At 65.7% G+C, this 23,588-nt stretch carries 23 protein-coding genes and 1 tRNA gene; 12 read left to right on the top strand and 12 right to left on the bottom strand.

What is annotated here, in order from left to right; all coding sequences use genetic code 11:
* Positions 1 to 58 precede the first annotated feature (58 nt).
* On the top strand, positions 59 to 541 hold the full coding sequence (locus KJJ24_RS07220) for an SRPBCC family protein (protein WP_214343000.1): 483 nt from the start codon (positions 59 to 61) through the stop codon (positions 539 to 541).
* Positions 542 to 620: 79 nt separating this feature from the next.
* Here the strand turns inward: KJJ24_RS07220 and KJJ24_RS07215 are convergent.
* Both KJJ24_RS07215 and KJJ24_RS07210 read right to left on the bottom strand, forming a co-directional pair.
* Positions 621 to 693, bottom strand: a tRNA-Glu gene (locus tag KJJ24_RS07215).
* Between the two features lie 101 nt (positions 694 to 794).
* Complete coding sequence (locus KJJ24_RS07210) at positions 795 to 1,916, bottom strand: histidine kinase (protein ID WP_371811800.1); 1,122 nt, start codon at positions 1,914 to 1,916, stop codon at positions 795 to 797.
* A 240-nt stretch (positions 1,917 to 2,156) separates the two neighbouring features.
* Here KJJ24_RS07210 and KJJ24_RS07205 point away from each other — a divergent pair, with 240 nt between their 5' ends.
* Genes KJJ24_RS07205 through pepN form a run of 3 tightly spaced genes read left to right on the top strand, consistent with a single transcriptional unit; the run spans position 2,157 to position 5,921 of the window.
* A complete protein-coding gene (locus tag KJJ24_RS07205) occupies positions 2,157 to 2,717 on the top strand; it encodes a hypothetical protein (RefSeq protein WP_214343427.1) in 561 nt (186 codons plus the stop codon).
* Positions 2,718 to 2,767: 50 nt separating this feature from the next.
* A complete protein-coding gene (locus tag KJJ24_RS07200) occupies positions 2,768 to 3,187 on the top strand; it encodes a cAMP phosphodiesterase (RefSeq protein WP_214342998.1) in 420 nt (139 codons plus the stop codon).
* A 22-nt stretch (positions 3,188 to 3,209) separates the two neighbouring features.
* Complete coding sequence (pepN, locus tag KJJ24_RS07195; RefSeq protein ID WP_214342996.1) at positions 3,210 to 5,921, top strand: aminopeptidase N; 2,712 nt, start codon at positions 3,210 to 3,212, stop codon at positions 5,919 to 5,921.
* Here pepN and KJJ24_RS07190 read toward each other — a convergent pair.
* Positions 5,896 to 7,023, bottom strand: a complete 1,128-nt coding sequence (locus KJJ24_RS07190) for a glycoside hydrolase family 10 protein (protein ID WP_250544973.1) — start codon at positions 7,021 to 7,023, stop codon at positions 5,896 to 5,898. The genes pepN and KJJ24_RS07190 overlap by 26 nt on opposite strands.
* A 23-nt stretch (positions 7,024 to 7,046) precedes the next feature.
* Positions 7,047 to 8,042, bottom strand: a complete 996-nt coding sequence (locus KJJ24_RS07185) for a ribose-phosphate pyrophosphokinase (protein ID WP_214342992.1) — start codon at positions 8,040 to 8,042, stop codon at positions 7,047 to 7,049.
* A gap of 70 nt (positions 8,043 to 8,112) precedes the next feature.
* Here KJJ24_RS07185 and KJJ24_RS07180 point away from each other — a divergent pair, with 70 nt between their 5' ends.
* The gene (locus tag KJJ24_RS07180; protein ID WP_214342990.1) at positions 8,113 to 8,679 is read left to right on the top strand and encodes a hypothetical protein; all 567 of its coding nucleotides are present in this window, start codon (positions 8,113 to 8,115) and stop codon (positions 8,677 to 8,679) included.
* Here the strand turns inward: KJJ24_RS07180 and KJJ24_RS07175 are convergent.
* A complete protein-coding gene (locus tag KJJ24_RS07175; RefSeq protein ID WP_214342989.1) occupies positions 8,636 to 9,544 on the bottom strand; it encodes an LCP family protein in 909 nt (302 codons plus the stop codon). The genes KJJ24_RS07180 and KJJ24_RS07175 overlap by 44 nt on opposite strands.
* A gap of 116 nt (positions 9,545 to 9,660) precedes the next feature.
* Here KJJ24_RS07175 and KJJ24_RS07170 point away from each other — a divergent pair, with 116 nt between their 5' ends.
* Positions 9,661 to 10,875: a Coenzyme F420 hydrogenase/dehydrogenase, beta subunit C-terminal domain gene (locus tag KJJ24_RS07170; RefSeq protein WP_214342988.1), complete on the top strand. Its 1,215-nt coding sequence runs from the start codon at positions 9,661 to 9,663 to the stop codon at positions 10,873 to 10,875.
* Positions 10,875 to 12,362 (top strand): 4-alpha-glucanotransferase, encoded by a 1,488-nt coding sequence (gene malQ, locus KJJ24_RS07165; protein ID WP_214342987.1) that lies wholly within the window; start codon positions 10,875 to 10,877, stop codon positions 12,360 to 12,362. The genes KJJ24_RS07170 and malQ overlap by 1 nt, the downstream gene beginning before the upstream one ends.
* On the opposite strand, the gene KJJ24_RS07160 is transcribed toward malQ, so the two are convergent.
* Positions 12,322 to 13,275, bottom strand: coding sequence for a RodZ family helix-turn-helix domain-containing protein (locus tag KJJ24_RS07160; RefSeq protein ID WP_214342986.1), 954 nt, complete (start codon positions 13,273 to 13,275; stop codon positions 12,322 to 12,324). The genes malQ and KJJ24_RS07160 overlap by 41 nt on opposite strands.
* A complete protein-coding gene (locus KJJ24_RS07155; protein WP_214342985.1) occupies positions 13,275 to 14,000 on the bottom strand; it encodes a pseudouridine synthase in 726 nt (241 codons plus the stop codon). Before KJJ24_RS07155 ends, KJJ24_RS07160 begins: the two co-directional genes overlap by 1 nt.
* Before the next feature lie 84 nt (positions 14,001 to 14,084).
* On the opposite strand from KJJ24_RS07155, the gene KJJ24_RS07150 reads away from it, so the two are divergent.
* A complete protein-coding gene (locus tag KJJ24_RS07150; RefSeq protein WP_214342984.1) occupies positions 14,085 to 15,080 on the top strand; it encodes an RpoD/SigA family RNA polymerase sigma factor in 996 nt (331 codons plus the stop codon).
* 3 nt (positions 15,081 to 15,083) lie between these two features.
* Here KJJ24_RS07150 and KJJ24_RS07145 read toward each other — a convergent pair whose 3' ends face one another.
* Positions 15,084 to 15,551, bottom strand: a complete 468-nt coding sequence (locus KJJ24_RS07145; RefSeq protein ID WP_214342983.1) for a hypothetical protein — start codon at positions 15,549 to 15,551, stop codon at positions 15,084 to 15,086.
* Positions 15,552 to 15,577: 26 nt separating this feature from the next.
* Positions 15,578 to 17,254, bottom strand: coding sequence for an AarF/ABC1/UbiB kinase family protein (locus KJJ24_RS07140; RefSeq protein WP_214343426.1), 1,677 nt, complete (start codon positions 17,252 to 17,254; stop codon positions 15,578 to 15,580).
* A gap of 52 nt (positions 17,255 to 17,306) precedes the next feature.
* Here KJJ24_RS07140 and KJJ24_RS07135 point away from each other — a divergent pair, with 52 nt between their 5' ends.
* The 3 genes from KJJ24_RS07135 to KJJ24_RS07125 are packed head-to-tail and all read left to right on the top strand — an operon-like array spanning position 17,307 to position 20,228.
* Positions 17,307 to 18,701, top strand: coding sequence for an aminotransferase class I/II-fold pyridoxal phosphate-dependent enzyme (locus KJJ24_RS07135; RefSeq protein WP_214342981.1), 1,395 nt, complete (start codon positions 17,307 to 17,309; stop codon positions 18,699 to 18,701).
* Between the two features lie 7 nt (positions 18,702 to 18,708).
* Complete coding sequence (gene cbiT, locus KJJ24_RS07130; RefSeq protein WP_214342979.1) at positions 18,709 to 19,323, top strand: precorrin-6Y C5,15-methyltransferase subunit CbiT; 615 nt, start codon at positions 18,709 to 18,711, stop codon at positions 19,321 to 19,323.
* Positions 19,320 to 20,228 (top strand): phosphatidate cytidylyltransferase, encoded by a 909-nt coding sequence (locus KJJ24_RS07125; protein WP_214342977.1) that lies wholly within the window; start codon positions 19,320 to 19,322, stop codon positions 20,226 to 20,228. Before cbiT ends, KJJ24_RS07125 begins: the two co-directional genes overlap by 4 nt.
* On the opposite strand, the gene KJJ24_RS07120 is transcribed toward KJJ24_RS07125, so the two are convergent.
* The 3 genes from KJJ24_RS07120 to KJJ24_RS07110 are packed head-to-tail and all read right to left on the bottom strand — an operon-like array spanning position 20,225 to position 22,829.
* Positions 20,225 to 20,848: an LmeA family phospholipid-binding protein gene (locus KJJ24_RS07120; protein ID WP_250544972.1), complete on the bottom strand. Its 624-nt coding sequence runs from the start codon at positions 20,846 to 20,848 to the stop codon at positions 20,225 to 20,227. The two genes, KJJ24_RS07125 and KJJ24_RS07120, sit on opposite strands and share 4 nt — an antisense overlap.
* On the bottom strand, positions 20,841 to 21,701 hold the full coding sequence (locus KJJ24_RS07115) for an alpha/beta fold hydrolase (protein WP_214342975.1): 861 nt from the start codon (positions 21,699 to 21,701) through the stop codon (positions 20,841 to 20,843). The genes KJJ24_RS07120 and KJJ24_RS07115 overlap by 8 nt, the downstream gene beginning before the upstream one ends.
* Positions 21,702 to 21,707: 6 nt before the next feature.
* Positions 21,708 to 22,829: an iron-containing alcohol dehydrogenase family protein gene (locus KJJ24_RS07110; protein WP_214342973.1), complete on the bottom strand. Its 1,122-nt coding sequence runs from the start codon at positions 22,827 to 22,829 to the stop codon at positions 21,708 to 21,710.
* Positions 22,830 to 22,901: 72 nt separating this feature from the next.
* Between KJJ24_RS07110 and KJJ24_RS07105 the strand changes: the two genes are divergently transcribed.
* The gene (locus tag KJJ24_RS07105; RefSeq protein ID WP_214342971.1) at positions 22,902 to 23,576 is read left to right on the top strand and encodes a TMEM165/GDT1 family protein; all 675 of its coding nucleotides are present in this window, start codon (positions 22,902 to 22,904) and stop codon (positions 23,574 to 23,576) included.
* Positions 23,577 to 23,588 lie beyond the last annotated feature (12 nt).

Genomic DNA, 23,588 nt, shown 5'->3' with positions numbered 1-23,588 from the left:
TTCAAGCCCTGTTCAGGCTTCGCTTGACACCTGCGCACTGGACACGATTCAGCAGGAGATGGAGCGTCTGCCCGGGGGTACGCGCCGCCTTGCTGTGCAGCTGCGCCTTGATCTCGATCCCCAATGGCTGTGGGCGGTGCTCACGGATTACGACAGCCTCAGCCGCTTCATCCCCAACCTGCAGAGCTCCCGCCTGCTCTGGCGTCGCTCCAACGTGGTGGGCCTCGAACAGGAGGGCGCGCAGACGTTCATGGGCATGCGCTTCAAGGCCCGCGTGCAGCTTGAGCTCACCGAACACATTGAAGAGCGTTGTCTCAGGTTTGTGATGGCCAAGGGCGATTTTCGCCGATTCGAAGGAACCTGGCGGATCGGCTCCGAGAGCGGTGCAACCACTTTGTTTTACGAGCTCACCGTTCAGGGCTGTGTCGGCATGCCCATCGGCTTGATTGAACAGCGCCTGCGGGAAGACCTGGCGGCCAATCTGCGTGCTGTGCAACTGGAAGCCCAGCGGCGGGCCAACACGATCGCAACAGCCGGCTGAAGCAGCCAAGGGGCCGCAGCCAATCGCTAGCTGTTGGGTCAACATAAAAAAAAGCGGCTGTTAAGCCGCTTTCCTTTCATACCCCCAAGGGGATTCGAACCCCTGTCGCCTCCGTGAAAGGGAGGTGTCCTAGGCCTCTAGACGATGGGGGCTAGGACTCGGAACAACAATGGCGTCAGGCCCTTGCGCTGCTTGGCTTTTCAGCCCCGCTTCCGATGGGATGAAGTTACGGGCCGGAGGTGCCCTTCGTCAATCAGCTGGCGCTTTGGCCATCCCACACCGGCACGGTGAAATGGAAGCAGGCCCCTTCATCGGGCTCGGAGACCACCCAGATGCGGCCGCCATGCACTTCCGTGATGCGACGGCACACCGATAGGCCCACGCCGAAGCCTGAGGTGCTGGAGGAGGTCTGGGGCAATCGCACCCGTTCGAGAAAGATGCGCTCCTGCTCGTCGCGCGGGATGCCTGGGCCCGAGTCGCACACGCTCACCTGCAGCCACTGACTGGTGCGGTGCAGGATCGTGAGGCTCACCTGGCCGCCATCAGGGGTGAATTTGAAGGCGTTCTCCAGCAGGTTGAGCAGCACCTGGCGCATGCGCCGTTGGTCGGCGTACACATCCGGCAGGTCGGTGGGGATGTCGGTGATCAGCTCCAGGCCTCGGCCCACCCACAGCTTTTTCAGCTCCAGGATCGCTTCGGCTGTCACCGGCCCCAGGGCCAGGCGCTGGGGGTTGAACAGGGCCTCCCAGCGCGTTGTGCCCACTTCCAGCAGGTCTTTGGAGAGCTGCTCGATGTCATCGAGGCGTCGGCCGAGCACATCGCGGAAGCGGGTCTGATCGATCTGGCCGAGGTTGAGGCTCTGCAGGGCCAGTTTTGAGGCGGTGAGGGGGGTACGGAGTTCGTGGGCCACCATCCGCAGCCGCCGCTCCTGCACACCGAGCCGCTCGATCAGCGTCTCGTTTTCCTGGCGCAGCACCAGGAGCTGGTCTTCGAGCTGCAGCTCCCGCTGGGTGCGGCTGCCATCGCTCTCGGCGGGCCGCAGGCTGATGCCCAGACCGCTCACCACCTCCAGCTGCTGCCAGCGGGGAAGCCAGTTGCGCAATTGCTGCAGCAGGGTGTTGCCGGCGAAGACCTGCTTGGGGGTGGGCTCAAGCTTGATCAGTGCCGGGGTGGCCACGAGCCGATGCAGCTCGAGCAGCTCCGGGCGCTCGGCAGGATCGGCGATCTCCAGGCTTGCATCGAAGCCAAAGTCCTGGTTTTCCAGAAACGCCACCAATCCCCGTAGATCCGGGGTGGCGCGATGGTGGGGGGAGGCCACCAACAGCAGCTTGAGATGGCGGCGTTGGCTGCTGTCCCCGTCAAGCGAAGCAGGCAGGGCAGAACCTGCTCCCCTGCGCAGCTCCCCGCGTTGTTGCGGCTGGAGCGATGCGCTGCTGAGGAAGCGGCTGGGTTGAAGCTCGTCGGGGGGCTGTTCCCCTGCAGCGGGCACCGGCGCGCGGAATCTGCAGAAATTGTGGTTTCAGCTTATGAGCTTTGGCAGGTCGTGCCAGGCCCGCTATGACGACTGTGATGAGACGTTGTCCTGAGGAATGCCGTGGCCTACCCACGAGAACTCGTGACACGTGTGCATCCGGTGTCGCAGTCGGCCGGGGCTCGCGGGAGCCGCATCCAGCTCGACAACACCCTGCGTCGCTGGTTTAACCGCAACCTGGGCTTGTGGCGTTCCCGCCGTCAGTACTTCTTCCCCGATGACGAGGTGTTGCGGGTGGACATGCTGCTGCGGGTGCAGACCTTTGAAGACCAGGCCGAAACCGAGCCCCGCTACCGCTTCACCTGGTGGCCTGAGAAGGAATACGACTTCTTTGAGATCAAACCCCGCTACGTGCGCGAAGGGGTGATGGACGCCTCGCTCTGCGGTCATCAGCTGCGCCGCAGTCGCGGCTACCTGTGCGGCTCTCCCACCAAGAGCCAGATCCGCCAGGCCGATGAGCACGAGCTGGTGTTCGAGTCGCACTATTTGCAGTGGGACATCCTCGAGCACATCCGCCTCGTGGATCAGGACCGTTTCCGGGCGCGCTCGATCTACTCCTGGTGCGACGGCAATTTGGAGTTGGTGGAGACCCACCACGAGATTCGCCTCGAGCCGGCCGGTCCGCCACTGGCAGCGGATGCCTGATGGCGATCTGCAGGTTCTGCAGCAGGATTGGTCGACACCGCCTCTTTTGCGTGCGTTCCTCCACAACCCGCCTTGGCCTGTTGTTGCTGCCGCTGGCTCTAGCGCTGGCTCCGATGGCTGCGGTGGCGGCGCCGGCCTCCGAGGCCGATATGAGCCTCTACACCCGCATTGGTGCCCTGAATGTGTGCATCGCTCGGGCCGCCGGCATTGAGTTCGACAAGGCTGTTGCGGTGGCCGGCGAGACGATTGCCCAGGTGATCCAGGGTCAGCACGACGGCGCTATCGCCCAGGTGGGGGCCAAATCGCTCACGATCGAGGAGCTGCGCAAGGGCGCTATCAACTCCGCCGTGCTCGGCGCCGTGGAGGTCTGCCCTGATGAGGTGCCTGCGGATGTGCGCAAGAAGGTGGAGGAGGTGCTGAAGAGCCGAAGCACTGCACCCGCCGCCTCCCCGGCTCCCACCAAGAAGTAGTTCCGAGCCACACGCTTCCCCCATGGCCACCGTTCGCCTCGCCGATTACCGTCCGGCTCCTTATCGGATCGTCCACAGCGGCCTCACGGTGCAGCTCTTCGCTGATCACACCTTGGTGGAGGCCCAATTTCAGCTCGAACCCAATCCCTTGGCTGAGCTGGGCCCGCTCGAGCTTCAGGGTGTTGCGCTTGAGTTGCTGGAGCTGGAGCTTGATGGCCAGCCTCTGGCAGTTGAGGCCTATCGCCTGGAGAGCCAGCGGTTGCTGCTGCTCAATCCACCGCCGCAGCCATTCCGCCTGCGCACCTTGGTGCGCATCCACCCTGAGACCAACACCAGCCTCGAAGGGCTGTATGTGAGCGGTGGGATGGTCACCAGCCAATGCGAGGCGGTGGGCTTCCGCCGCATCACGTTCCACCCCGACCGCCCGGATCTGCTTAGCCGCTTTCGTGTGCGGATCGAAGCGGATCAGACCAGTTGCCCGGTGCTGCTCTCCAACGGCAACTGCATCGAAACGGGCCCGCTGCCGGAGGGGCGCCATTACGCCATCTGGGACGATCCCTTCCCTAAGCCTTCCTATCTGTTTGCCCTGGTGGCGGGGCGGCTTGAGGAGGTGCGCGACCAGTTCACGACACGCAGTGGCCGCACGGTGCAGCTACGGCTGCACGTGGAACCGGGCGATACGCCCTACACCGCCCATGCGATGGCCTCGCTGAAGCGCTCGATGCTCTGGGATGAGCAGCGCTATGGCCTCGAGTACGACCTCGATGAGTTCAACATCGTGGCTGTGCGCCATTTCAACATGGGCGCAATGGAGAACAAGAGCCTCAATATCTTCAACTCCAAGTTGGTGCTTGCGGATGCGGCTACCGCCACAGATGCGGAGTTAGAGCGTATCGAAAGTGTGATCGGCCACGAGTATTTCCATAACTGGACCGGTAACCGAATCACCTGCCGAGACTGGTTTCAGCTCTCCCTCAAGGAAGGTCTCACCGTGTTTCGTGATGCCAGCTTTACCGCCGATTTGCATTCCGCGGCGGTCAAGCGGATCGAGGATGTGTCGCTGTTGCGCAATACACAGTTCCGGGAGGATGCGGGGCCGACGGCACACCCGATTCAGCCTGATCACTACCAGGAGATCGACAACTTTTACACCACCACGATCTATGAAAAAGGATCGGAGGTGATCCGCGCGCTTCACACCCTGCTCGGGGAGGAGGTGTTCATGCGCGGGATGGCGCTCTACGTGAGCCGTCATGACGGCACCGCCGCCACCTGTGATGACTTTGTGCAGGCCATGCAGGATGCAGCCGAGCAGGCCTGGGCCCAAGGCGCCGCCCTGCCGCGGTTTGATTTCTCTCAATTCCGGCACTGGTACAGCCAGGCCGGTACCCCGCAGCTGCACATCGAGCGCCGCTGGGATCAGGAGCGGGGAACGCTCAGCCTGCAGGTGCGCCAGAGCATTCCTCCCACCCCAGGTCAGCCCCATAAACATCCGCTGGTGATTCCGCTGGTGCTGGGTTTGGTGGGGCAGGCCGGCGAACCGCTGCCGCTGCGCCTGCAGGGCGAGAGTGAGCAGCAGGCCGATGCAGCGGCCCTTCCCCACGCCTGGGGGGATGGCAGCCGGCTGGTGGTGATTGATCAGGCGCAGCAGCTGATCGCGATTGAAGGGCTGGAGCCCCACAGCCATCCCCCCGCTCTCTCCATGCTGCGTGGCTTCTCCGCGCCGGTGAAGCTGGAGATCGAGCGCAGTACCAATGAGTTGCTGCACCTGCTGGCGTGTGACAGCGACGCCTTCGCCCGCTGGGATGCCGGCCAGGTGCTGCTACGTGAGGCGGTGCTGCAGCGGGCCTCCGGTGCACCCAACGATGAGCTGGAAGAGGGGCTCGTGGCGGCCTTCGAGCGAATCCTGGCCGAAGTGGGTCTGTGCGATTCCAACCGCAGCATGATGTTGGCCCTGCCGGGGCTGCCCGAGCTGGAGGATGCCGCGCTCGCTGCGGCAGGGGTCTCCGATCCACCGGCCTTGTTTGAGGCGCTGCTGGCGCTGCAGCGTCGGTTCGGAGAGGAGCTGGCGGTGCCGCTGGAGCACACCCTTGAGCGTTGCCGTCCCCAGTGGCTGCTGGCCTGGCCCGATGGTGTGGGCGATCGCGACCTCACCGCCACGGCGTGGCGCTGGCGCGTGGCTGCCGGTGATGTGGGGGTGCGGGCGGAAGCTGCGGCTGCGGTGAGCGGTCCTTCGATGACCCTGGCCCGCGCTGGACTGCGGGCGCTGCAGTGTCACGACACCCCTGAGCGTGCAGCGGCGATGGCGGCTTTCTACGAGCGCTGGCAGGACAAGCCGGTGATCCTTGATGCCTGGTTTGCCCTGGAGGCCTCCGCCCCCTTCGGCGATGGCGTAGCCCGGGTGCAGGCTCTGCTGGAGCATCCGCGCTTCGATGCGGCCGCGCCCAATTCCATTCGCGCCGTGCTGGGGGGCTTCGCCGGCAACGTGGCTCAGTTTCACGCCATCCATGGCCGCGGCTACCGCTTCATGGCCGAGCAGATTGCCGAGCTCGATCAGCGCAATCCGATCACCGCTTCCCGCATGGCGAAGGTGTTCAGTCGCTGGCAGAGCTACGGCCCAGAGCGCAGCGCCTGCATGCGGCAAGCCCTGGAACACTTAGCCGCAGCGCAGCTTTCAGCCAATACATCCGAGGTGGTGAATCAGTGCCTCAGCGTTGTGAAAGAGGCGGCCTGAACAGGCTCTGGTGGAGGCGACCCAGGGCCTCGCGGCGGGCCGGGCCCCCTTCTGGCCCGGCATATTGGCCCCACAAACCTTCCCAATAGAAATAGATCACGCCATGGCCCCGCTCTGCAGCCAGGCGCACCTTCTCGCTCAGGATCGGGATCGAGGTGGTGCGGCCACCAAAGCCAGAGAGGATGCCAATCTCTACGGGGATTCCCCAGCTGCTGGCTTTCACCAGCGCCGGTTGCTGTAGATCGCGTTCGTAGCCCTTGAGCGAGTAGGCATAGTTCTGCACCACGAGTTCATCGATCAACCCGCCGAGGGCCCAGAGCTCCCAATCCTGCAGCCAATGGTTGTAGGCGAAACGAAAAGGTCCCGGTGAGAGGCTCACATAGGGGCTGCCCTGCCCGCTGCGTTTGAGGGTGGCGCGTAACTCGCGCAGAAGCCCGCTGAGCTGCCTGCGCCGCCAGTTCATCCAGGTGCGATCGGCATGGTTGTCCGGTGGCTCCACCCCATGCTCACGCGCGTAGAGGTCTCGGGTGTAGGGGTCGTAGCCCAGCTCCACCGGCCAGGCGAAATGGTCATCGAGCTGGATGCCATCCACCTTGCATCGCTGCACGATCTCGCCGATCAGGCCCAGAAATCGCTCGCGCACGCCCGGATGGGCTGGATTCAGCCACACCATCTCTTTGCCGTGCATCACCATCGCCGAGCTGCCATCGCGTTTTTGCAGCACCCATTCGGGGTTGTTGCGCACCACAGCGGCGTCGGCTGGTTCCATCAGTCCGTACTCAAACCAGGGAATCACCCGCATGCCGCGCCGGTGGGCGGCAGTGGTGATCAAGCAGATGGGGTCATGGCGCCCGCCAGCCTTGAGCAGGGCAGGTTCCATCGGTGCCCAGCGGCTGCGGTGGAAGGTGGTGCCGCGGCTCCACACGTTGGGATAAAGAGTGTTGAAGCCGGCCTGGGAGAGTTCGGCCACCGCTCGATCAAGCCGCGCGGGCTCGTAGTAGAGGGGGCTCGGGCTGTTGGTGAGCCAGACCCCCACACGGCGCGAATCCGCCCAGGCGGCGATCGGGAGCAGAGCGGGCAGCGTCAGAAGCGCCGCAGCCAACCAGCGCCGTGCACTGCGCTGCCTCAACGGAACATCGAGCTCACCGAGCTCTCGTCGTGGATCCGCCAGATCGCTTCCCCGAGCATGTTGGCGACCGAGAGCACCTGGAGCTGCGGGAAGCGGCGCTCATCCACCAGCGGAATGGAGTTGGTCACGATCACCTCCTCAAACAGCCCAGGCGCTGACAGGCGCTCGATGGCAGGTCCTGAGAACACCGGGTGGGTGGCGCAAGCCAGCACGCGGGTGGCACCGTTCTCCCGCAGCAGCCGGGCACCGGCGCAAATGGTGCCGCCGGTGTCGATCATGTCGTCGATCAAAATGGCGGTTTTACCAGCCACATCACCAATCACGGTGAGGCTTTCAGCCACGTTGTGACCGGATCGACGCTTGTCGATGATCGCCAATGGGGCGTCGTTGAGGCGTTTGGCGAAGGCGCGGGCGCGGGCCACGCCCCCCACATCCGGTGACACCACCACCACATCGCCGAAGTCGCGTCCGGCCAGGTAGTCCACCAACACGGGGGAGCCGTAGATGTGATCGCAGGGAATGTCGAAGTAGCCCTGGATCTGGGCGGAGTGCAGATCCATCGCCAGCACCCGATCCACTCCCGACACAGCCAGCAGGTTGGCCACCAACTTGGCGGTAATCGATTCGCGGCCGGCGGTTTTACGGTCGGCCCTGGCATAGCCGTAGTAAGGGATCACGGCTGTGATCTGGCGGGCGGAGGCCCGCTTGCAGGCATCCACCATCACCAGTAGCTCCATCAGGTGATCGTTCACCGGAGCGCAGGTGGGCTGGATCAGGAACACGTCGCAGCCGCGGATCGATTCCTGGATCTGGATGTAGAGCTCGCCATCGGCGAAGCGTTTAATCACCCGAGGGCCATCCGGCACCCCGAGGTAAGCGCCGATCTCCCGGGCCAGGGCTTGATTGGCGGTGCCACTGAACAGCCGTAACCGGCGTGTGTCATGGGCCATCGGCGCCTGTTCGACCCGTTCTGCGGTCAGGAAACTGGTCACGGCGGCCGCTGGCGCGAACGGTGGAACCCCGATCGTAGAAGCCACCCGGTTCCTTGGCTGTGCGTTTGCGATGACCTTCACCCAACCCATAGGCCCAAGCGAGGGGATCAGCTGGCCATCCGCCGGTGTAGTGCTGGTGGCGCCTGGCGGCGTGAGCAGCGCTGAAGGCCAGCAGTTGGCTGGGCTGCTCGGCCTGAGGAGCCTCAGCGACGCAGCGGGCCGGGCGGCTGATCCGAATGCAGCCTTGACCGCGTTGCAAACAGAACCGAGCGGTTGGCTGCTCCCTCTATCCGTGGATCCTGCAGCGGAGCTCGCCCAACCCGGCTGTTGGGTGGATGCCCTGGCGGCCTGGCGCCAGCCCGTGGTGCTCCAGCTGCAGGCTGCTCAGGCCACGGCCGGTCCGGCACGGGCCTATGCCGCCTTGCTCGAGGCGGCCCAGGTTCCCCTTGTGGGCCTGGTGCAGCTGGGGGAACCCTGGCAGCCGCAGCGGCGCCGCGCCGATGGGCTGCCCTGGCTGGGATGGCTGCCGGCCGCCGATCGTGACCCGGAGGCTGCGGCGGCTCTGCGCCTGGCCTTGATCACGCGCTGGCGGCTCAGTTCGGCCAGGGGCGCTGGGCACGTGCATCCAGCTGCCTGAGCCGCTGCTTGGTCTTCAGAGGAGGGCGTAGCGGCAGGGTGCGGAACTGCAGCTGTTCCCCAGGCCGCAGCGCCACCGCCAGCAGGCTCAGGGCCTCGCCCTGCGTGAGGTTGGTGTCCACCTCGCCTTGCAGGAGGGCGAGCAGGCCTGGCAGCTGCTGGATCTGCTGGCGCTGGCTCATCTGGCGCAGCACGCTCTCCACCGCCATCTGCTGACGATCGCGCCGTCGCTCCTCGCCGTTGACCTCATCGCGGAACCGCAGCAGTTGTTCCACCTGCGGGCCATCCATCACTTGAAGGCCGCCATCCAGCTGAATTTTGTAATTCTGCGTTTTGTCGGTGTAGCGCATGCTCCGATCAGGGGAGAGCTCCACCCGGCCAATGCCGTCCACCAGGGCGCGCAGGGCCGAACGCGGAAGCACCAGGTAACGATCGGGCTGCCCTTTGGGCAGGCCCACCAGCTGGGCCGCCGTGCCGGCCACGAGAGCGGGTCCGCCCCGTTGATAAAGGCTTCCCAGGGCCACCGGGGTCTTGTCGCCCGGTAGCTGGACGGCCGTTTCCACCGGCAGATTGAGCAGCTGTAGGGGCCCTTCTGGGTTCACGTGCACCAGCAGCAGCGCATCGCTGTTGGCGGGTCCTTTCTGATCGCCGTCGGATCCGATCACCAGCACACTGATCGAACGGCTGGGCAGCTCGGCTAGGTCGGCGGCGCTGGGTGGCCCTTGCTCGCGCACGGCCCGGTCGCTTTCCGGCCAGATCACCCCCAGCAGCGCCAGGCTGCTGGCCAGGCCCAGGCCGGCGGCTAGCAGGCGAAGAGCAGCCCTCTCGCGGGTGCGGCGCTGCGGGCGTGGCTGGGCGGGAGCCAAAGCAGATGGGGCATCAACAATCCCTCCACTTTGACCGAACTGCGCGGTTTTGCTGCCCCTGCCGCCAGGTGCTCTCGATAGGTTGTGCAGCCAACCACCACGCCAGAACGGCTCCGTTGACTTCCGCTGCCTCCCCATCAGGTGCCGTCGCGCCCCATGAGCGCGCCCGACCGCTGGCCAAGGGCAGCGTGTATCCCGCCAAAGATCTCTGCAGCCAGTGCGGCCTGTGCGACAGCCGCTGGGTGGCCTATGTGAAGGACAGCTGCGCCTTCCTCAACCAGCGCTTTGACGCGATGGAGGCTGCGGCCCACGGCCGCAGCCGCGACCTCGACAACGAGGACGAGCTGTATTTCGGCGTGCAGCAGCGGATGGTGACCGCCCGGCTGCGGCATCCGATTGTCGGCGCCCAGTGGACCGGGATCGTGAGCCGCATTGGTGTGCGCGCCCTGGAAACCGGCCTGGTGGATGCCGTGCTCTGCGTGGGCCAGAGCGAAGACGATCGCTTCACCCCCGTGCCGCGCCTGGCCCGCACCCCCGAGGAAGTGCTGAGCGCGCGGGTGAACAAGCCCACCCTTTCCCCCAACCTGGAAGTGCTCGAGCAGCTGCCTGGCAGCGGCATTAAGCGCTTGCTCGCCATTGGTGTGGGCTGCCAGGTGCAGGCCTTAAGGGCCGTGCAGACCACCCTGCCCCTCGATGAGCTGTTTGTGCTTGGCCTGCCGTGCGTCGACAATGTGTCGCGCCAAGGGCTTCAGACCTTCCTCGAGAGCACGGTGAGCTCACCCAACACGGTGGTGCACTACGAGTTCATGCAGGATTTCCGCATCCACTTCCGCCACAGCGATGGCCGCGAAGAAACGGTGCCGTTTTTTGGGCTCGATACCCCCAAGCTCAAGGACGTATTCGCCCCCAGCTGCCTGAGCTGCTTCGATTACACCAATGCTGGAGCCGATCTGGTGGTGGGCTACATGGGGGCCAGCTTTGGCCGCCAATGGCTCACGGTGCGCAATCCGAAGGGGCAGCAGCTGCTCGATCTGGTGGAGGGCGAGCTGGATGTGGCGCCGGTGAGCAGTAGCGGCCAGCGCCAGGCGGCGGTGCAGCAGGGCATCGAGGCCTACGACAAGGCTGTGAAGCTGCCCCTGTGGCTGGCCAATGTGATCGGTTTTGTTGTGGAGCGCTTTGGGCCGAAGGGCCTGGAATACGGCCGCTTCTCGATCGATTCCCATTTCACCCGCAACGCCCTATGGCTGCGCCGCAATCACCCTGACAAGGTGGAGGCACACATCCCGGCCTTTGCTCGCCGGATCATCAGCCGCTACCGGCTACCTGAGTGATGCGACGGGCCGGCGTTCTGCTTCATCCAACCGCCCTGCCCGGCTCGCCGGTGTGCGGGACGTTTGGAGCAATGGCGCATCGGTGGTTGGATCTGCTGGCGGATCACGGCATCAAGGCCTGGCAGCTGCTGCCGCTGGCGCCGCCCGATTCGTTGGGTTCGCCTTACAGCTCCCCCAGCAGCTTTGCGCTCAACGGCTGGCTGCTCGATGCCGATCAGCTGGTGGCTGATGGCCTGCTCGAGCGAGCTGATCTGGAGGCCCTTCCCGGCGACGCGGACCCGGGCCGCTTGAATCCCGCCCTGGCCGAACAACGCAGCAAGAGCCTCGCGGCCCTGCTGCTGCGCCGCTACCCCAGCTGGAGCGCCACCCTGCAACAGCATTTTGAAGCCTGGCGCCAGCAGCAACGCTGCTGGCTGGTGGATCACTGCCGCTTCTGGGTGCTGCGCCAGCGCTACAGCGGTCAGCCTTGGTGGCAGTGGCCCGCGCCGCTGGCGCGGCGGCAACGCAGCGCCCTGCGCGCGCTGGATGCTGAAGCGAAGGATCTGCTGCTGCAGGAGGCGTTGCTGCAATGGCAGTTGCAGCAACAGTGGCAAAGCCTGCTGGATCACGCTCGCCGCCGCAGCGTGCAGGTGATCGGTGATGTGCCGTTTTATGTGGCCCACGACAGCGCCGATGTCTGGAGCCACCGGCATCTGTTTTCGGCAACGGCTGATGGCAGCCTCAGCCAGCAGAGCGGTGTGCCGCCCGATTACTTCTCCGCCACCGGCCAGCTCTGGGGCACGCCGGTGTATCGCTGGCCGCTGCATCACCTCACCCGCTTTCGCTGGTGGTTGCGCCGGCTGGAGCGTCAGCTGAACCTGGTGGATCTGCTGCGGCTTGATCATTTCCGTGCCCTTGAGGCCGCCTGGTGTGTGCCCGGTGGCGATTGCACCGCGGAGCATGGCTGCTGGCGCCCTTCACCAGGCCACAGCCTGTTGCGCAAACTCCGCCGCCACTACAAGGGGCAGCACCTGCCTTTGATCGCTGAAGACCTCGGGGTGATTACCCCTGGTGTGGAGGCCCTGCGTGATCAATACCAGCTACCGGGGATGAAGATCCTGCAGTTTGCCTTCGACGGCAATCCCGACAACCCCTATCTCCCGGCCAACTACACCGGCAGCAACTGGTGCGTGTACACCGGCACCCACGACAACGGCACCTGCATCGGTTGGTGGCAGCAGTTGAGTGGCGAGCAGCGCCATCAGGTGGAGCAATTGCTTGGCCCGGTGCATGCCCCGGGGTGGCAGTTGCTGGAGCTGGCTCTCGCTAGTCAGGCCGATTGGGCAGTCGTGCCGCTCCAGGATCTGCTGCAGTTGGGGGATGAAGCCCGTTTCAATACCCCGGGCACCGACCGCGGCAATTGGCAGTGGCGCCTCAGTGGCGGGCTCGATGCCATCGCCGGCCCCCTCAAGGGCTTGGGGGAGATGGCGCACCGCTATCAGCGCTGATCGCTGGCGATGGGGGCGGCAGTTGGTATTGGCCCGGCTGTTTGGCTTTGGGGGCTAAAGCCGTGCCATTCCACAGCACTTCACCCGCCTTGGGCACGGGATAGATGCTCAGCTCCAGGGGAGGCTCCAGCTGCCACACCAGTGATCCCTTGGCGCCGTTGAGGCTGGAGCGTTGGCCAGCTTCGCTCTGCAGGTTGATGGTGCTGGCCTGGCTGAGATTGAGTTCCAGCACCCCGAGCCTGGGCGGATCTGGCTGGGTTTGGTTGAGCTGGCTCAGGGCACCGCGCCCCACGCCGCGGCTGGCCCGCTGCAGCGGGCGCAGCTCCGGGTAAACGCTCAGCAGGGTGGTGCCGGGGTTGGAGGGTTTGGCCTGTTCCGCGGCCGGTAGTGGAGCGATCGGCCGCAGGGTGAGCAGATTGGCCGCGGCCAGCTGGCGTTGCTGCAGGTTGAGCGCATAGATCAGTCCCAGGCAAAGGCCGCCGTAGAGAAGCCCCCCTTGCCAGCTGCTGAACACATCGATCGACCCAGGGGTGAAGCGCCGCAGTAAGCCGCCACCCTCCCCCCGCGCGCCTTTGTGCTGGGCTTGCGGTGGCAAGGCCACATCGAGGCTCCCGGCGGGCAGCTCCAGGCGCTGCTCAATCAGGGGCAGCATGGTGCGTAGGTAGGCCCCTTCCGGCAGGCGATCACGCCAGCCCCGTTCCAGGGCCTCCAGCACCGGAGTACTGATCCGCGTTTCTAGGGCCATCTGGCGCAGGTTGAGGCCGCGGGCCTCCCGCTCCTGCCGCAGCCGCCGCCCCATCGCCAACAGGGGATCATCCTGCGGGGAGCTGCCGGTGCCCTCACCGCCCCGGATCGAGCCGCCTCGCCGCCATAGGCGGCTGAGGCTGGACAGGCGTGGCGCAAGCCTGGGCATTAAGGCCGGGTGTGCTGATCGGGCCATTCTTGGCGATCCAGGCGCCGCCAGCGACCCTCCGGCAGTTCGCCCAACGCAATCGAGCCGATGGCCACCCGCTGCAGATCGAGCACTGGATGGCCCAGGAGCTCGGCAGTGCGGCGGATCTGGCGGTTGCGGCCCTCATGCATCACCAGCTCCAGCTGGGTGGCATCGGCCCGCTGCGCCAGGCGCCGCAGTGTGACCGGTTGGCTTGAGCTGCCATCGAGGGGCACGCCGCGGGCCCAGCGATCGAGCACGGCCTGGTTGGGCTGCCCCCGCACCCAGACCCGATAGGTCTTGCTGTGTTGGAAGCGCGGGTGGGTGAGTTGCAGGGTGAGGGAGCCGTTGTTGCTGAGCAGCAGCGCACCGCGGCTGTTCGTATCCAAACGGCCTACGGGATGCAATCCCTGGCCACGGGCCAGTTCGGGCGGCAGCAGATCCAGCACGATCGGCCGGCCCTCAGGGTCGCTGCAGCTGCACACCACCCCGGCAGGTTTATTGAGCAACAGCACCAGTGGCGCTGCCGCAGGGCGGAGGGGGCGGTCATCGAGGCTGATGGCGTCGCGCTCGGGATCGGCGCGATCTCCCAGCTGGGCCACGCGCCCATTCACGCTGATCCGGCCGGCGCGCAGCAGGGTTTCGGCCTTCCGGCGGGAGCCGAGGCCGGCCGCGGCGATCAGCTTCTGAAGCCGTTCCTCCGGCATGGCGCAGGCCTGGCTGGATGCATTCTGCCCCCGAAAAAGGTGATAGCGTTACGAAACACCGAAGTTTCGTAAAGCCTTCAACGCATGCCTTCGCTCCCGGTGATCCGTTCCGATCGCGATGCTGCTGCCCTGGCTGGTGGCACTGATCTGGTGCGCTCTTACCTGCGCGATATCGGTCGCGTGCCGCTGCTCTCCCATGAGCAGGAGATCACCCTTGGCCGCCAGGTGCAGGAGCTGATGGCGTTGGAGGAGCAGCGCGACGAGCTGCGGATGCGCGCCGGTGGCGAGGAACCCACCGATGGGCAGCTGGCGGAGGCCGCCGGCATCACCCCCCAGCAGCTGAAGAAACGCCTGCGCAGCGGCCAGCGGGCCAAGGAGCGGATGGTGGCGGCCAACCTGCGCCTGGTGGTGAGCGTGGCGAAGAAATACACCAAGCGGAATATGGAACTCCTGGATTTGATCCAGGAGGGCACCATTGGATTGGTGCGGGGCGTGGAGAAGTTCGACCCCACCCGCGGCTACAAGTTTTCCACCTATGCCTACTGGTGGATCCGTCAGGGGATCACCCGTGCGATCGCGGAGAAGAGCCGCACGATCCGCCTGCCGATCCACATCACCGAAACGCTGAACAAGCTCAAGAAGGGCCAGCGTGAGCTCAGCCAGGAGCTGGGCCGCACCCCCACCGTCACCGAGCTGGCGGAATTTGTGGAGCTGCCGGAGGAGGAGGTGAAGGATCTGCTTTGCCGCGCCCGCCAACCGGTGAGCCTGGAAACGAAGGTGGGCGATGGCGACGACACCGAACTGCTCGATCTACTGGCGGCCAATGACACCCAGCCCGAGGAGCTGGTGGATGGCGAGTGTCTGCGCGGTGATATGCGCGATCTGCTCGAGCAACTCCCGGATCTGCAGTGCCGCGTGCTCAAGATGCGCTACGGCATCGGCTTCGAAGAGCCGATGAGTCTGAGCTCCATCGCCCGCGAGTTGGACATGAGCCGTGACCGCGCCCGCAGCCTTGAGCGCCGCGCCCACGACGAGATGCGGCGGTTATCGCAGGAGATGGTGGCTTATCTGGCGGCCTGAACCTCAGAAAAACTGATCAAAGTTGTCGAAGTCCACGGCGCTGAAGGTGCCGTTTTCCACCTGCAGCATCAGGCGCTCCAGTTGCACCCAGAGGGCGCCTGCTGTTGCCAGCGAAAGAAGCAGTGCCACCAGGATGGCTGCTCCCGCCGCGAAGCCGAAGATCTGCAGGCTGCCACCGATGAACAAGGTGATGCCCAACACGATGCCGGTGTAGCTGAGGTTGGTCTCGAAGCAGCCCAGGGGCAGGAGCGCCAAGCGGTCTTGTTTCCAGCCTTCGAGCTTGTCTTGCACCAGCTTCGCGAATGTGAGGCCGCAGAGGATCCCCATCGCCAGGCCAATGCCCGCCAGCACATAGGGGGGCTGCAGGTAGGGGGCGAACTCCAGCAAGATCTCCTGGGCATCCAGGTCGCCGTAATCGCCACTGGCCAAGTCCTGGGCGGCTTCGCTCAGGTTGATCGGGGCCAGGGACATGGGGCTGCGCTCAGGTGGCGCTGACCCTAAGCGGCCAGAGGGTTCAGCCGGGTGAGCAGCTGATCGCGCAAGCGCCGCACCATCCGTTGGGGAGCGAAGGTGCGCCCCAGCATCTCCATCAGGCTGCGCAGGTCTTCGGTGTTGAGGCGGTTGTCGCGCACCAAGGTGAGCAGCAGTCGCTCCCGGATGCTGCGGCCTTCCTGGCCGAGCAGCAGCTTGATGCCCGCACCGGCCACCGGGAGCAGCTCAGCGCCAACAGCGCTTTCATCGTTTTCCACAACCGCCAGCAGGCTCTCCAGCCGTGCGACTTGCAGGCGGCCATCGCTGTCGAACAGCACCTCGAGGAGTTTCTCGCGCATTTCGGCGGTGTCGCCCGCCAGCAGGCGCTTGGCCACATAGGGATAGGCCACCCTGATGATGCGGAAGCTGGGATCCAGCCGCAGCGCCAGGCCCTCCTGGCTCACCACGGCGCGGATGATCAGGGCAAAGCGCGCCGGCACCCGGAAGGGATAGGCATACATCAACTCCGAGAAGCGATCGGTGATCGCTTTGAAGTTGAAGGAGCCCACGTTGTCGCCGAGGGCGCCGCCGAGCACCTCCTCAAGTGCCGGCACGATCGGGGCGAGCTCAGTGTTGGGGTTGAGGAAGCCCAGATCCACGAAATCCTGCGCCAGTGCAGAGAAGTCGCGATTGATCAGGTGCACCACAGCACCGGTGAGGGTGAGGCGATCACTGTCGCTGATCGAATCCATCATCCCGAAGTCCACGTAGGCCAAATGGCCCATGGAGCCTGTTTTGCCCGGCAACGCAAACAGGTTGCCCGGGTGTGGATCGGCGTGGAAGTAGCCGAATTCCAACAGTTGCTGCAAACCCGAGATCACCCCGGTGCGGATCAGTGAGGCCGGATCCAGCTGATTCGCTTCCAGGTCCTGGCGCTGCTGCAGCTTGGTGCCGTTGATCCAGGTGGTGGTGATCACCCGCTGAGCTGAAAGGCTGCGGTCGACCCTTGGCACGATCACTGCTGGGTTGCTGGCGAACAGGCGGCCGAAGCGTTCAGCGTTATCAGCCTCGCGCCGGTAGTCGATCTCCTCGAAGAGCGACCGGCCGAATTCATCGATGATCTCGCCCAGGCCAAAGCCGAGGTTGAGCGGCAGCAGCGGAGCGGCCATCACGCCCAACAGGCGGATCAGCACCATGTCGCGCCGCAGCTGTTCGGTGAGCCGGGGGCGTTGCACCTTCACGGCCACCCAGGAGCCACCCACCGGCTTGGCCCGATACACCTGGCCGAGGCTTGCGGCGGCCACGGGGTGCTCCGGAAACTCCTCAAACAGCTGTTCCACAGGCGCCCCAAGCTCCTCCTGGATCGTCTGCAGGGCGATGGCGTGGGGGAAGGGGGGGAGGTCGTCTTGCAGCTTGGTGAGCTCATCGAGCCAGTCGCGCCGCAACAGATCGGGCCTGGTGGAGAGCGCTTGGCCGAGCTTGATGAAGCAGGGTCCCAGGTTGGTGAGCGTGGTGAAGATGCGCTGGCCCAGCCGTTTCTGCACCTTTGGGTCGGCGTTGCTGCTCTGAAGCAGCAGCACGAGCGCCAGGCCGAGCAGTTGGCTGAGCAACACGCTGAGTCTGCTGATCAGCTGCCAGGGGCGCAGCAACAGCCAGCGCAGATCAGCCCCCGGGTCGTAGCGATGGGCAGGGCTGCTCAAAATCTGCTGGGCAAGGGGTGCAAGAGCAAACTTTAAGGAGATCGCCCGATGGGCTATGGCTCTGCTGGAGCGCCTGTTAGCCCGCCCGCCGCAGCTGCCGTTGCATCTGCCAGCCCACGGCAGGGGCCGCGCCCTGGCACCGCCGTTGCACCAGCTGCTGCGCCAGCGCCCAGGCCGCTGGGATCTGCCGGAACTGCCGGAGATCGGTGGTCCCCTCGAGAGCGAGGGAGCCGTGGCGGAGGCTCAGGCTGCTGCAGCCTGCCTGCTCGGCGCGGAGCGTTGCTGGTTTGGGGTGAACGGGGCCAGCGGCTTGCTGCAGGTGGCGTTATTGGCGTTGGCTCAACCCGGAGAGCGGGTGCTACTGCCCCGCAATCTGCATCGCTCCTTGCTGCACGCCTGCCTGCTGGGCCAGCTGCGGCCGGTGCTGTTTGATCTGCCGTTTGATGCATCAACTGGCCTGTGGTTGCCGCCCACGCCGGATGGATTGGCGCAGCAGCTTGAGGCTGCTTTGGCCCAGGGGCCTCTGGCGGCGGTGGTGTTGGTGTCACCCAGCTATCAGGGCTTGGTGGGGGATCTGCCCGGGCTGATCGCAGTGGTGCAGCGCCGCGGCTTACCGGTGTTGCTCGATGAGGCCCATGGGGCTCACCTCGGTTTGGATCCACGCTTGCCGGCGGGTGGCCTGGCTTGCGGCGCGGATCTGGTTGTTCAGTCGTTGCAGAAGGCCGCTGGAGGTTTGGCACAAAGCGCTGTGCTGCTGCAAGCGGAGGGCGACGAGGCACGCACGGCTGCGATCGAGCGGGCGTTGCTCTGGCTGCAGACCTCCAGCCCCAGCGCCTTGCTCTTGGCCTCCGCCTCGGTCTCGCTGGCCTATTTGCACAGCCCCCCGGGCCACCGCCAGCTCGAGCGGGCTCTCTCCACTGGCGTAGAGCTGCGCCGCCGCCTGCAGCAGGGCGGACTCCCCCTCGTGGTCAACCAAGACCCATTGCGCCTGTGCCTGCACACGGCTGCCATCGGCATTAACGGTCTGGATGCCGACGCATGGCTGATGGAGCGGGGCGTCATCGCTGAGCTGCCAGAGCCCGGCTGTCTCAGCTTCTGTCTGGGGTTGGCACCACCGCGGCAGGTTTTGCGCCTATTGCCGCGGCGTCTGCAGCAGCTGCGGCGAGCCCAGGGGGCTGTGCCTCTGCTGCCCTTCAGCCGGCCGCCGCTCCCAGCGCTGGCCGAGCCCGAGCTGCCTTTGGGCCAGGCCTGGCGAGCAGCCCAGCAGCGGGTGCCCCTGGCTGAGGCTGCGGGCCGATTCGCCGCCGAACCGCTGTGCCCCTATCCCCCCGGCATTCCCCTGCTCATTCCCGGTGAGCGCATCGATGCCGCCCGCGCTGAATGGTTGCAGCAACAACAGCGGCTGTGGCCCGGGCAGATCGCTGATACGGTGAGCGTTGTGGCCGATTGATCAGCCCATGGGTGCGTCTGGCGATGACCCCTTCCAATGGGACTTCGTGACGCCCGGGCTGCCCGATGCGACCTTCGCGAATGCCCCAGGGTTCAGCCCCACGCCGATGGAGCAGCGGGTGATGCTTCTCGCCCACCTGCGCCCCCGCTCCGATTCGTTGGTGTGGGATGTGGGCGGCGGCACCGGTGCTCTGGCCCTGGAGATCGCCCGGTTGATGCCGGCCGGTCAAGTGCACACCCTCGAGCGCGATCCAGAAGCGATCGAGCTGCTGAAACGCAATCGTCGCCGCTTCGGCATCGCCAATCTCCACATCCACGCCGGGGAGGCACCGGAGGGGCTTGAGCAGCTGCCGCCCCATCCCGATCGCGTGTTGTTGGAGGTAGGGCGGCCGCTGCGGCAGGTGCTCGATCTGGTGTGGGAGGCCTTGGTTCCGGCCGGTCGTCTGGTGATCAGCACTGCCAGCCTTGAGGGCCTGGTGGATGCCACCGACACGCTCAGCCGTCTTGAGGCGCGAGATCTACAGGTGGTGCAGGCCACGGTGCATCGCATGCAGCGGCGCGGCAGCCAGGCCAGGCTGGCAGCAGCGGAACCGCTGTTTCTGATTGCTGCCGAACGCCCTTGATTCCGTCTCCCCGCACCCGTACATCTCCCCAGCGCCTGCTCAGCGGTTATGCCGTTGGGGCCTTTGGTTTTGTGGTGGTGGTGCTGGGGGGCTGGTGGTTCACCCTGGCCCTGGGGGTGATGGTGCACCTGGGCCTGTTGGAGTATTTCCGCCTGGCGCGTTTCAAGGGCATCCGCCCAGCGAGCAAAACCACCTTGGTGCTGGTGCAGCTGTTGCTGATCACCACCCAGTGGGCCCACGGCAGCGATGGCCAGGCCTTGGGCTTCGCCACGGATCTGGCAGCTGCGGTGCTGCCTCTCTCTGGCGCGGCCATCTGTGGCTGGCTGTTGCTGCAACCGCTCACCGGCAGCATCGCCGACATTGCCTCTTCCATCTTTGCCCTCTTCTATTTGGGCTTTCTTCCCAGCTATTGGATCCGCCTGCGCGAGCTCACCGATCCGGTGCTGGCGCCGCGGCTCAGTGCCTGGTCGGGGATCTGGCCGCACCTGAGCTCGGGCATGGTGCTGATGCTGATGGCCTGCTTTCTGATCGTGGCCACCGATATCGGCTCCTACGTGATCGGGCGGCGTTATGGCCGCACTCCTCTGTCCCCGATCTCACCGGGCAAAACCCTGGAAGGTGCCTGCGGCGGTGTGGGCTGTGCGGCCCTGCTCGGCGCCCTGTTTGCCGAGTTGCTCGGCTGGAATTGGGGATGGGCTGTGGGGGCTCTGCTGGGGGTGGTGGTGGCCCTGTTTGCTCTGGTGGGAGACCTCACCGAATCGATGATGAAGCGCGATGCAGGGGTGAAGGATTCCGGTGATCTGCTGCCAGGTCATGGCGGCATTCTCGATCGCATCGACAGCTATCTCTTCACGCCGGCGGTGTTTTTCACGGTGGTGACGCTGTTGTTGCCTCTGATCCGTTAGGGCGACACCCGGGCGCTGCCATGCAGTTGCAGCAGGCCTCCCTCAAGGTTGGCCTCGCGGATGTTGATGTTGGGGTCTGCCGGCAAGGCCACGCAGGGGCCACCTTCGCTGCTGCAAAGCTCCAGAGCACCATTCACGGCCCGCGGCACCGTTTCACAGCGGCGATCCTGGGCCTGCAGCACCAACCGGTCGCGCTCGATGCTGAGGTTTTGCAAGGGCGTGAGGCCCAGCAGCCCATCCACCAACTGATCCCCCAGGGGTCGCCAGTGAGGCGTGCACATCGAGCGGCTCAGGCCGGCGCCGGAAAAGGCCACGTAGCCGCTGATCTGAAAGGGGTGATCCAGTTGCACCGCCCGGCCCCGCAGCAGGTTGCCCACCTGCACCTGGATCGCATCGCTGCGCAGTTCCACCATCTCGATCTCCAGCGAGCTGAACACCACCCGCCGCGCCACCAGGCTCACCCCTTCCAAGCGGCCCCTAAGCAGGCCCAGGCTTGAGCCGTGCAGCTGCAGCTCCAGGCTGTCCAGCGCTTCGCACTGCTGGCGAATCCACAACTGCAGGCCGCTGGCGAGCAGTTGCAGCACGGGGCTGGAGCGTTGGGAGTCGGCGTCGTCAGCCATGCCAGATGCGGGCCACGGTGGTGGGCTGGTCGATATGCGGCAGATGCCCGCAGTTCTCCAGCTCGGTGATCCGCTCTCCTAACAGAGCCTGAGCGGCCCGTTTCTGCGGTGGCCGCAGGATGCGGTCGTTCTGGCCCCAGAGCACGGTGATGGGTTGGGGCGGCAACGGCGTGCCGCAGCCGGCGAAACCGCCGCTGCGGGCGAAGGCTCCCAGGGCACCGGCCCAGTTGTCGCAGGCCAGGTGCAGGGAAGCGATCTCCAGCTCAGCGGGCCCTACATCCCGATCCGGCATGGCGAAGGCGGAACGGCACAAGCCCTGGCGAATCGCCGGCAGGCTCAAAAAACGGGCACCCAGCTGATCGAGCAGCGGCGGTACGGGCATCGGTTGACCGGTGAGGCCAGCCGGCGCCAACAGCAACAGCCGCTCAATCCGCTCGGGGCAGCGCCTTGCCAGTTCCACAGCCACAGATCCGCCCATGGAGGCGCCGATCAGCCCAACCCGGGAGGCGCCGCTGCGGGCGAGCACCTGCTCCAGCACACGCTCCAGGTGATCGAGCACGGCGCCTGGCCCGTAGGGGCCACCGATCGGCCTGGGGCAGAAACCAAAGCCAAATAAATCGGGGATGAACAGCTGATGGCCAACCGCCAGTAGCGGTGCCAGGCGCCTGAATTCCAGATGGGAGCTGTCGAAGCCATGCAGGGCAAGAAGCGGTGGCCCTTCCCCCACCACGGCCACGGGCCAGGGACCGGCCTCGAGCCCCGGTAGGTCCCACCACTGCACCGCAGCGGCCAGCGCCCGGCCGTTGGGATCGAGCAGTGTGTTTGCCGCGCGGGCCAAAAGCTGTTGAGACATGTCGACTCAGCTCTGCTTGGAGGTGCGCAAGGCTTCGCTTGCGGTGGTGCTGCTCACGAGGGCCGCCAGCAGATCCGCAGGCTCCACGTCAAAGGGCAGGTGATGCAGATCGGAGCCGGGGCGGCAGGCGAAGGTGGCCACCTGTTGCAGCTCCGGCAGGCTGGCCTCGGACAAACCCAGATCCTCCAAGTTCACGGGTAGCCCCAGCTCCTGGAAGAAGGGCAGCAGCTGGCGGCGGGCCTGACCCGCCAGCTGATGGCTGCCGATGACTTCTTCCAGCCGCAGCTGCACCAGGATCCCGAATCCCACCTTCTCGCCGTGCAGGCGGCCATGGCTGGCCTGCAGCTGGGTGAGGCCGTTGTGCACGGCGTGAGCCGCCACCGTGCGGCAGCGCGCTCCGCCAATGCCGCCGATCAGGCCGGCGGTGAGCCCGCAGGCTTCCGCCACCCGCACCCATGCTGCACCACCTGGTTCGGCCATCGCCTGGCGCGATTCCAGCAACAGCTGGTCGCGCAGCACCCGCGCCATCTGCACCGCTTGCTGCACCATCCCATCGCTGCTGGCGCCGCTGCTCACAGAGGCCTCGTACCACTTGGCCATGGCATCGGCGATGCCGCTGGCCAGGGTGCGTGTTGGCGCCTGGCGCACCAGGTTGTGGTCAAACACCAGCAGGTCTGGGCAGCGATCCAGGGCCACATCACCCTCGAATGCTCCTTCTGGGGTGTAGAGGTTGGCCAGGGCTGTCCAGCCGGCGCACGTCGCGGCGCTGGTGGGCACGGTGATGCAGGCCAGCCCATGGCGATGGGCCAGCAATTTGCCGGCATCGAGCACCTTGCCCCCGCCGGCGGCCACCACCGCATCACAGCCCTGGGTGGCCAGGTGGTGTCTCAGACGCTGCAAGTCGCGCTCGCAGCAGTCGTGAGCAAGCTCTGCGGTGGTCACCACCAGGCCTTGGGCCTGAAGATCGGTGCGGAGCTGCTCACGCAGGCCAGCTGTGGCACTGCTTCTGCCAAGCAGGAGCGGGCGCTTCGTGAGGGCCGCGATCTTGGGAAGGGCCTCCTGCCAGGCCCCATCTCCCCGCAGCACAACCCCAGGAGCGATTGCGTGGTGGTGGGTGGTGCTGCCCAAGGTGCGCCAAATTGCCAAGAGGCCACTGTAGAAGTGGCAGGCGCAGCAGCTCGGCTGTCCTCGCCAGCAGGTATGTCACCACCTCTCCCCTCGGATCCGGGCCTGGCGGCTTTCGGGTCGAGCCTTACGGCCATCACCCTGGCGGAGCTGGGCGACAAGACCTTCTTCATGGCTTTGATCCTGGCGGTGCGCCACAGCGCTCGGCTGGTCTTTGTGGGTGCCTTCGCCGCGCTCTCCGCCGTCACCTTGCTCTCGCTTGGGGTGGGGTATGGATTACGGGAACTGCTGCCCCAGTGGCTGGTGCCCTGGCTGGCTGCGGCTTTGTTCCTTGGATTTGGCTTGAAGCTGCTGGTGGATGCCCAGGGGCTCGGGGCCGATGCAGCTCGTGAGGAAGAAGAAGAGGCCGAAGAAGCGGTGAGGGCCGCCGAACGCGATCAAAAGAGCGGCGGCACTTTGGCCGTGCTCTGGGAATGCTTCGCCTTGGTGTTTGTAGCGGAGCTGGGGGATCGAACCCAATTCGCCACCATCGTGCTGGCCACTGCGCCGGCAGAGGTGTTTAGTTTTGCTGGCTTGCTGGCGGGCACCTTGGCCGGCCACGCCTTCGTGACCGGCTTGGCGGTGGGGGCCGGCAAGTGGATCGGAGGCCGAGTGAATGAACAGTTGCTCTACCGGCTGAGCGGCGGACTGTTCCTGGCTTTTGCGCTGGTGTCGTTGCTGCAGGCCCTTGCCTCGGTGGGTGGCAGCTGATTCTTCGGCTTT

It is taken from the genome of Synechococcus sp. LA31 (assembly GCF_018502385.1).
Classification (GTDB): domain Bacteria; phylum Cyanobacteriota; class Cyanobacteriia; order PCC-6307; family Cyanobiaceae; genus Vulcanococcus.
The sequence above is the reverse complement of the archived record's forward strand: the minus strand, read 5'-3'. Positions and strand labels throughout refer to the sequence as shown.

Bases quoted from the DNA above. Each gene is read 5' to 3' on its own strand.
- KJJ24_RS07155 (WP_214342985.1), bottom strand. From the start codon at position 14,000: ATGCCGGAGGAACGGCTTCAGAAGCTGATCGCCGCGGCCGGCCTCGGC.
- cbiT (WP_214342979.1), top strand. From the start codon at position 18,709: ATGGGTGCGTCTGGCGATGACCCCTTCCAATGGGACTTCGTGACGCCC.
- malQ (WP_214342987.1), top strand. From the start codon at position 10,875: ATGCGACGGGCCGGCGTTCTGCTTCATCCAACCGCCCTGCCCGGCTCG.
- KJJ24_RS07220 (WP_214343000.1), top strand. From the start codon at position 59: ATGGAGCGTCTGCCCGGGGGTACGCGCCGCCTTGCTGTGCAGCTGCGC.
- KJJ24_RS07145 (WP_214342983.1), bottom strand. From the start codon at position 15,551: ATGTCCCTGGCCCCGATCAACCTGAGCGAAGCCGCCCAGGACTTGGCC.
- KJJ24_RS07160 (WP_214342986.1), bottom strand. From the start codon at position 13,275: ATGCCCAGGCTTGCGCCACGCCTGTCCAGCCTCAGCCGCCTATGGCGG.
- KJJ24_RS07135 (WP_214342981.1), top strand. From the start codon at position 17,307: ATGGCTCTGCTGGAGCGCCTGTTAGCCCGCCCGCCGCAGCTGCCGTTG.
- KJJ24_RS07120 (WP_250544972.1), bottom strand. From the start codon at position 20,848: ATGGCTGACGACGCCGACTCCCAACGCTCCAGCCCCGTGCTGCAACTG.
- KJJ24_RS07180 (WP_214342990.1), top strand. From the start codon at position 8,113: ATGACCTTCACCCAACCCATAGGCCCAAGCGAGGGGATCAGCTGGCCA.
- KJJ24_RS07105 (WP_214342971.1), top strand. From the start codon at position 22,902: ATGTCACCACCTCTCCCCTCGGATCCGGGCCTGGCGGCTTTCGGGTCG.
- pepN (WP_214342996.1), top strand. From the start codon at position 3,210: ATGGCCACCGTTCGCCTCGCCGATTACCGTCCGGCTCCTTATCGGATC.
- KJJ24_RS07115 (WP_214342975.1), bottom strand. From the start codon at position 21,701: ATGTCTCAACAGCTTTTGGCCCGCGCGGCAAACACACTGCTCGATCCC.
- KJJ24_RS07150 (WP_214342984.1), top strand. From the start codon at position 14,085: ATGCCTTCGCTCCCGGTGATCCGTTCCGATCGCGATGCTGCTGCCCTG.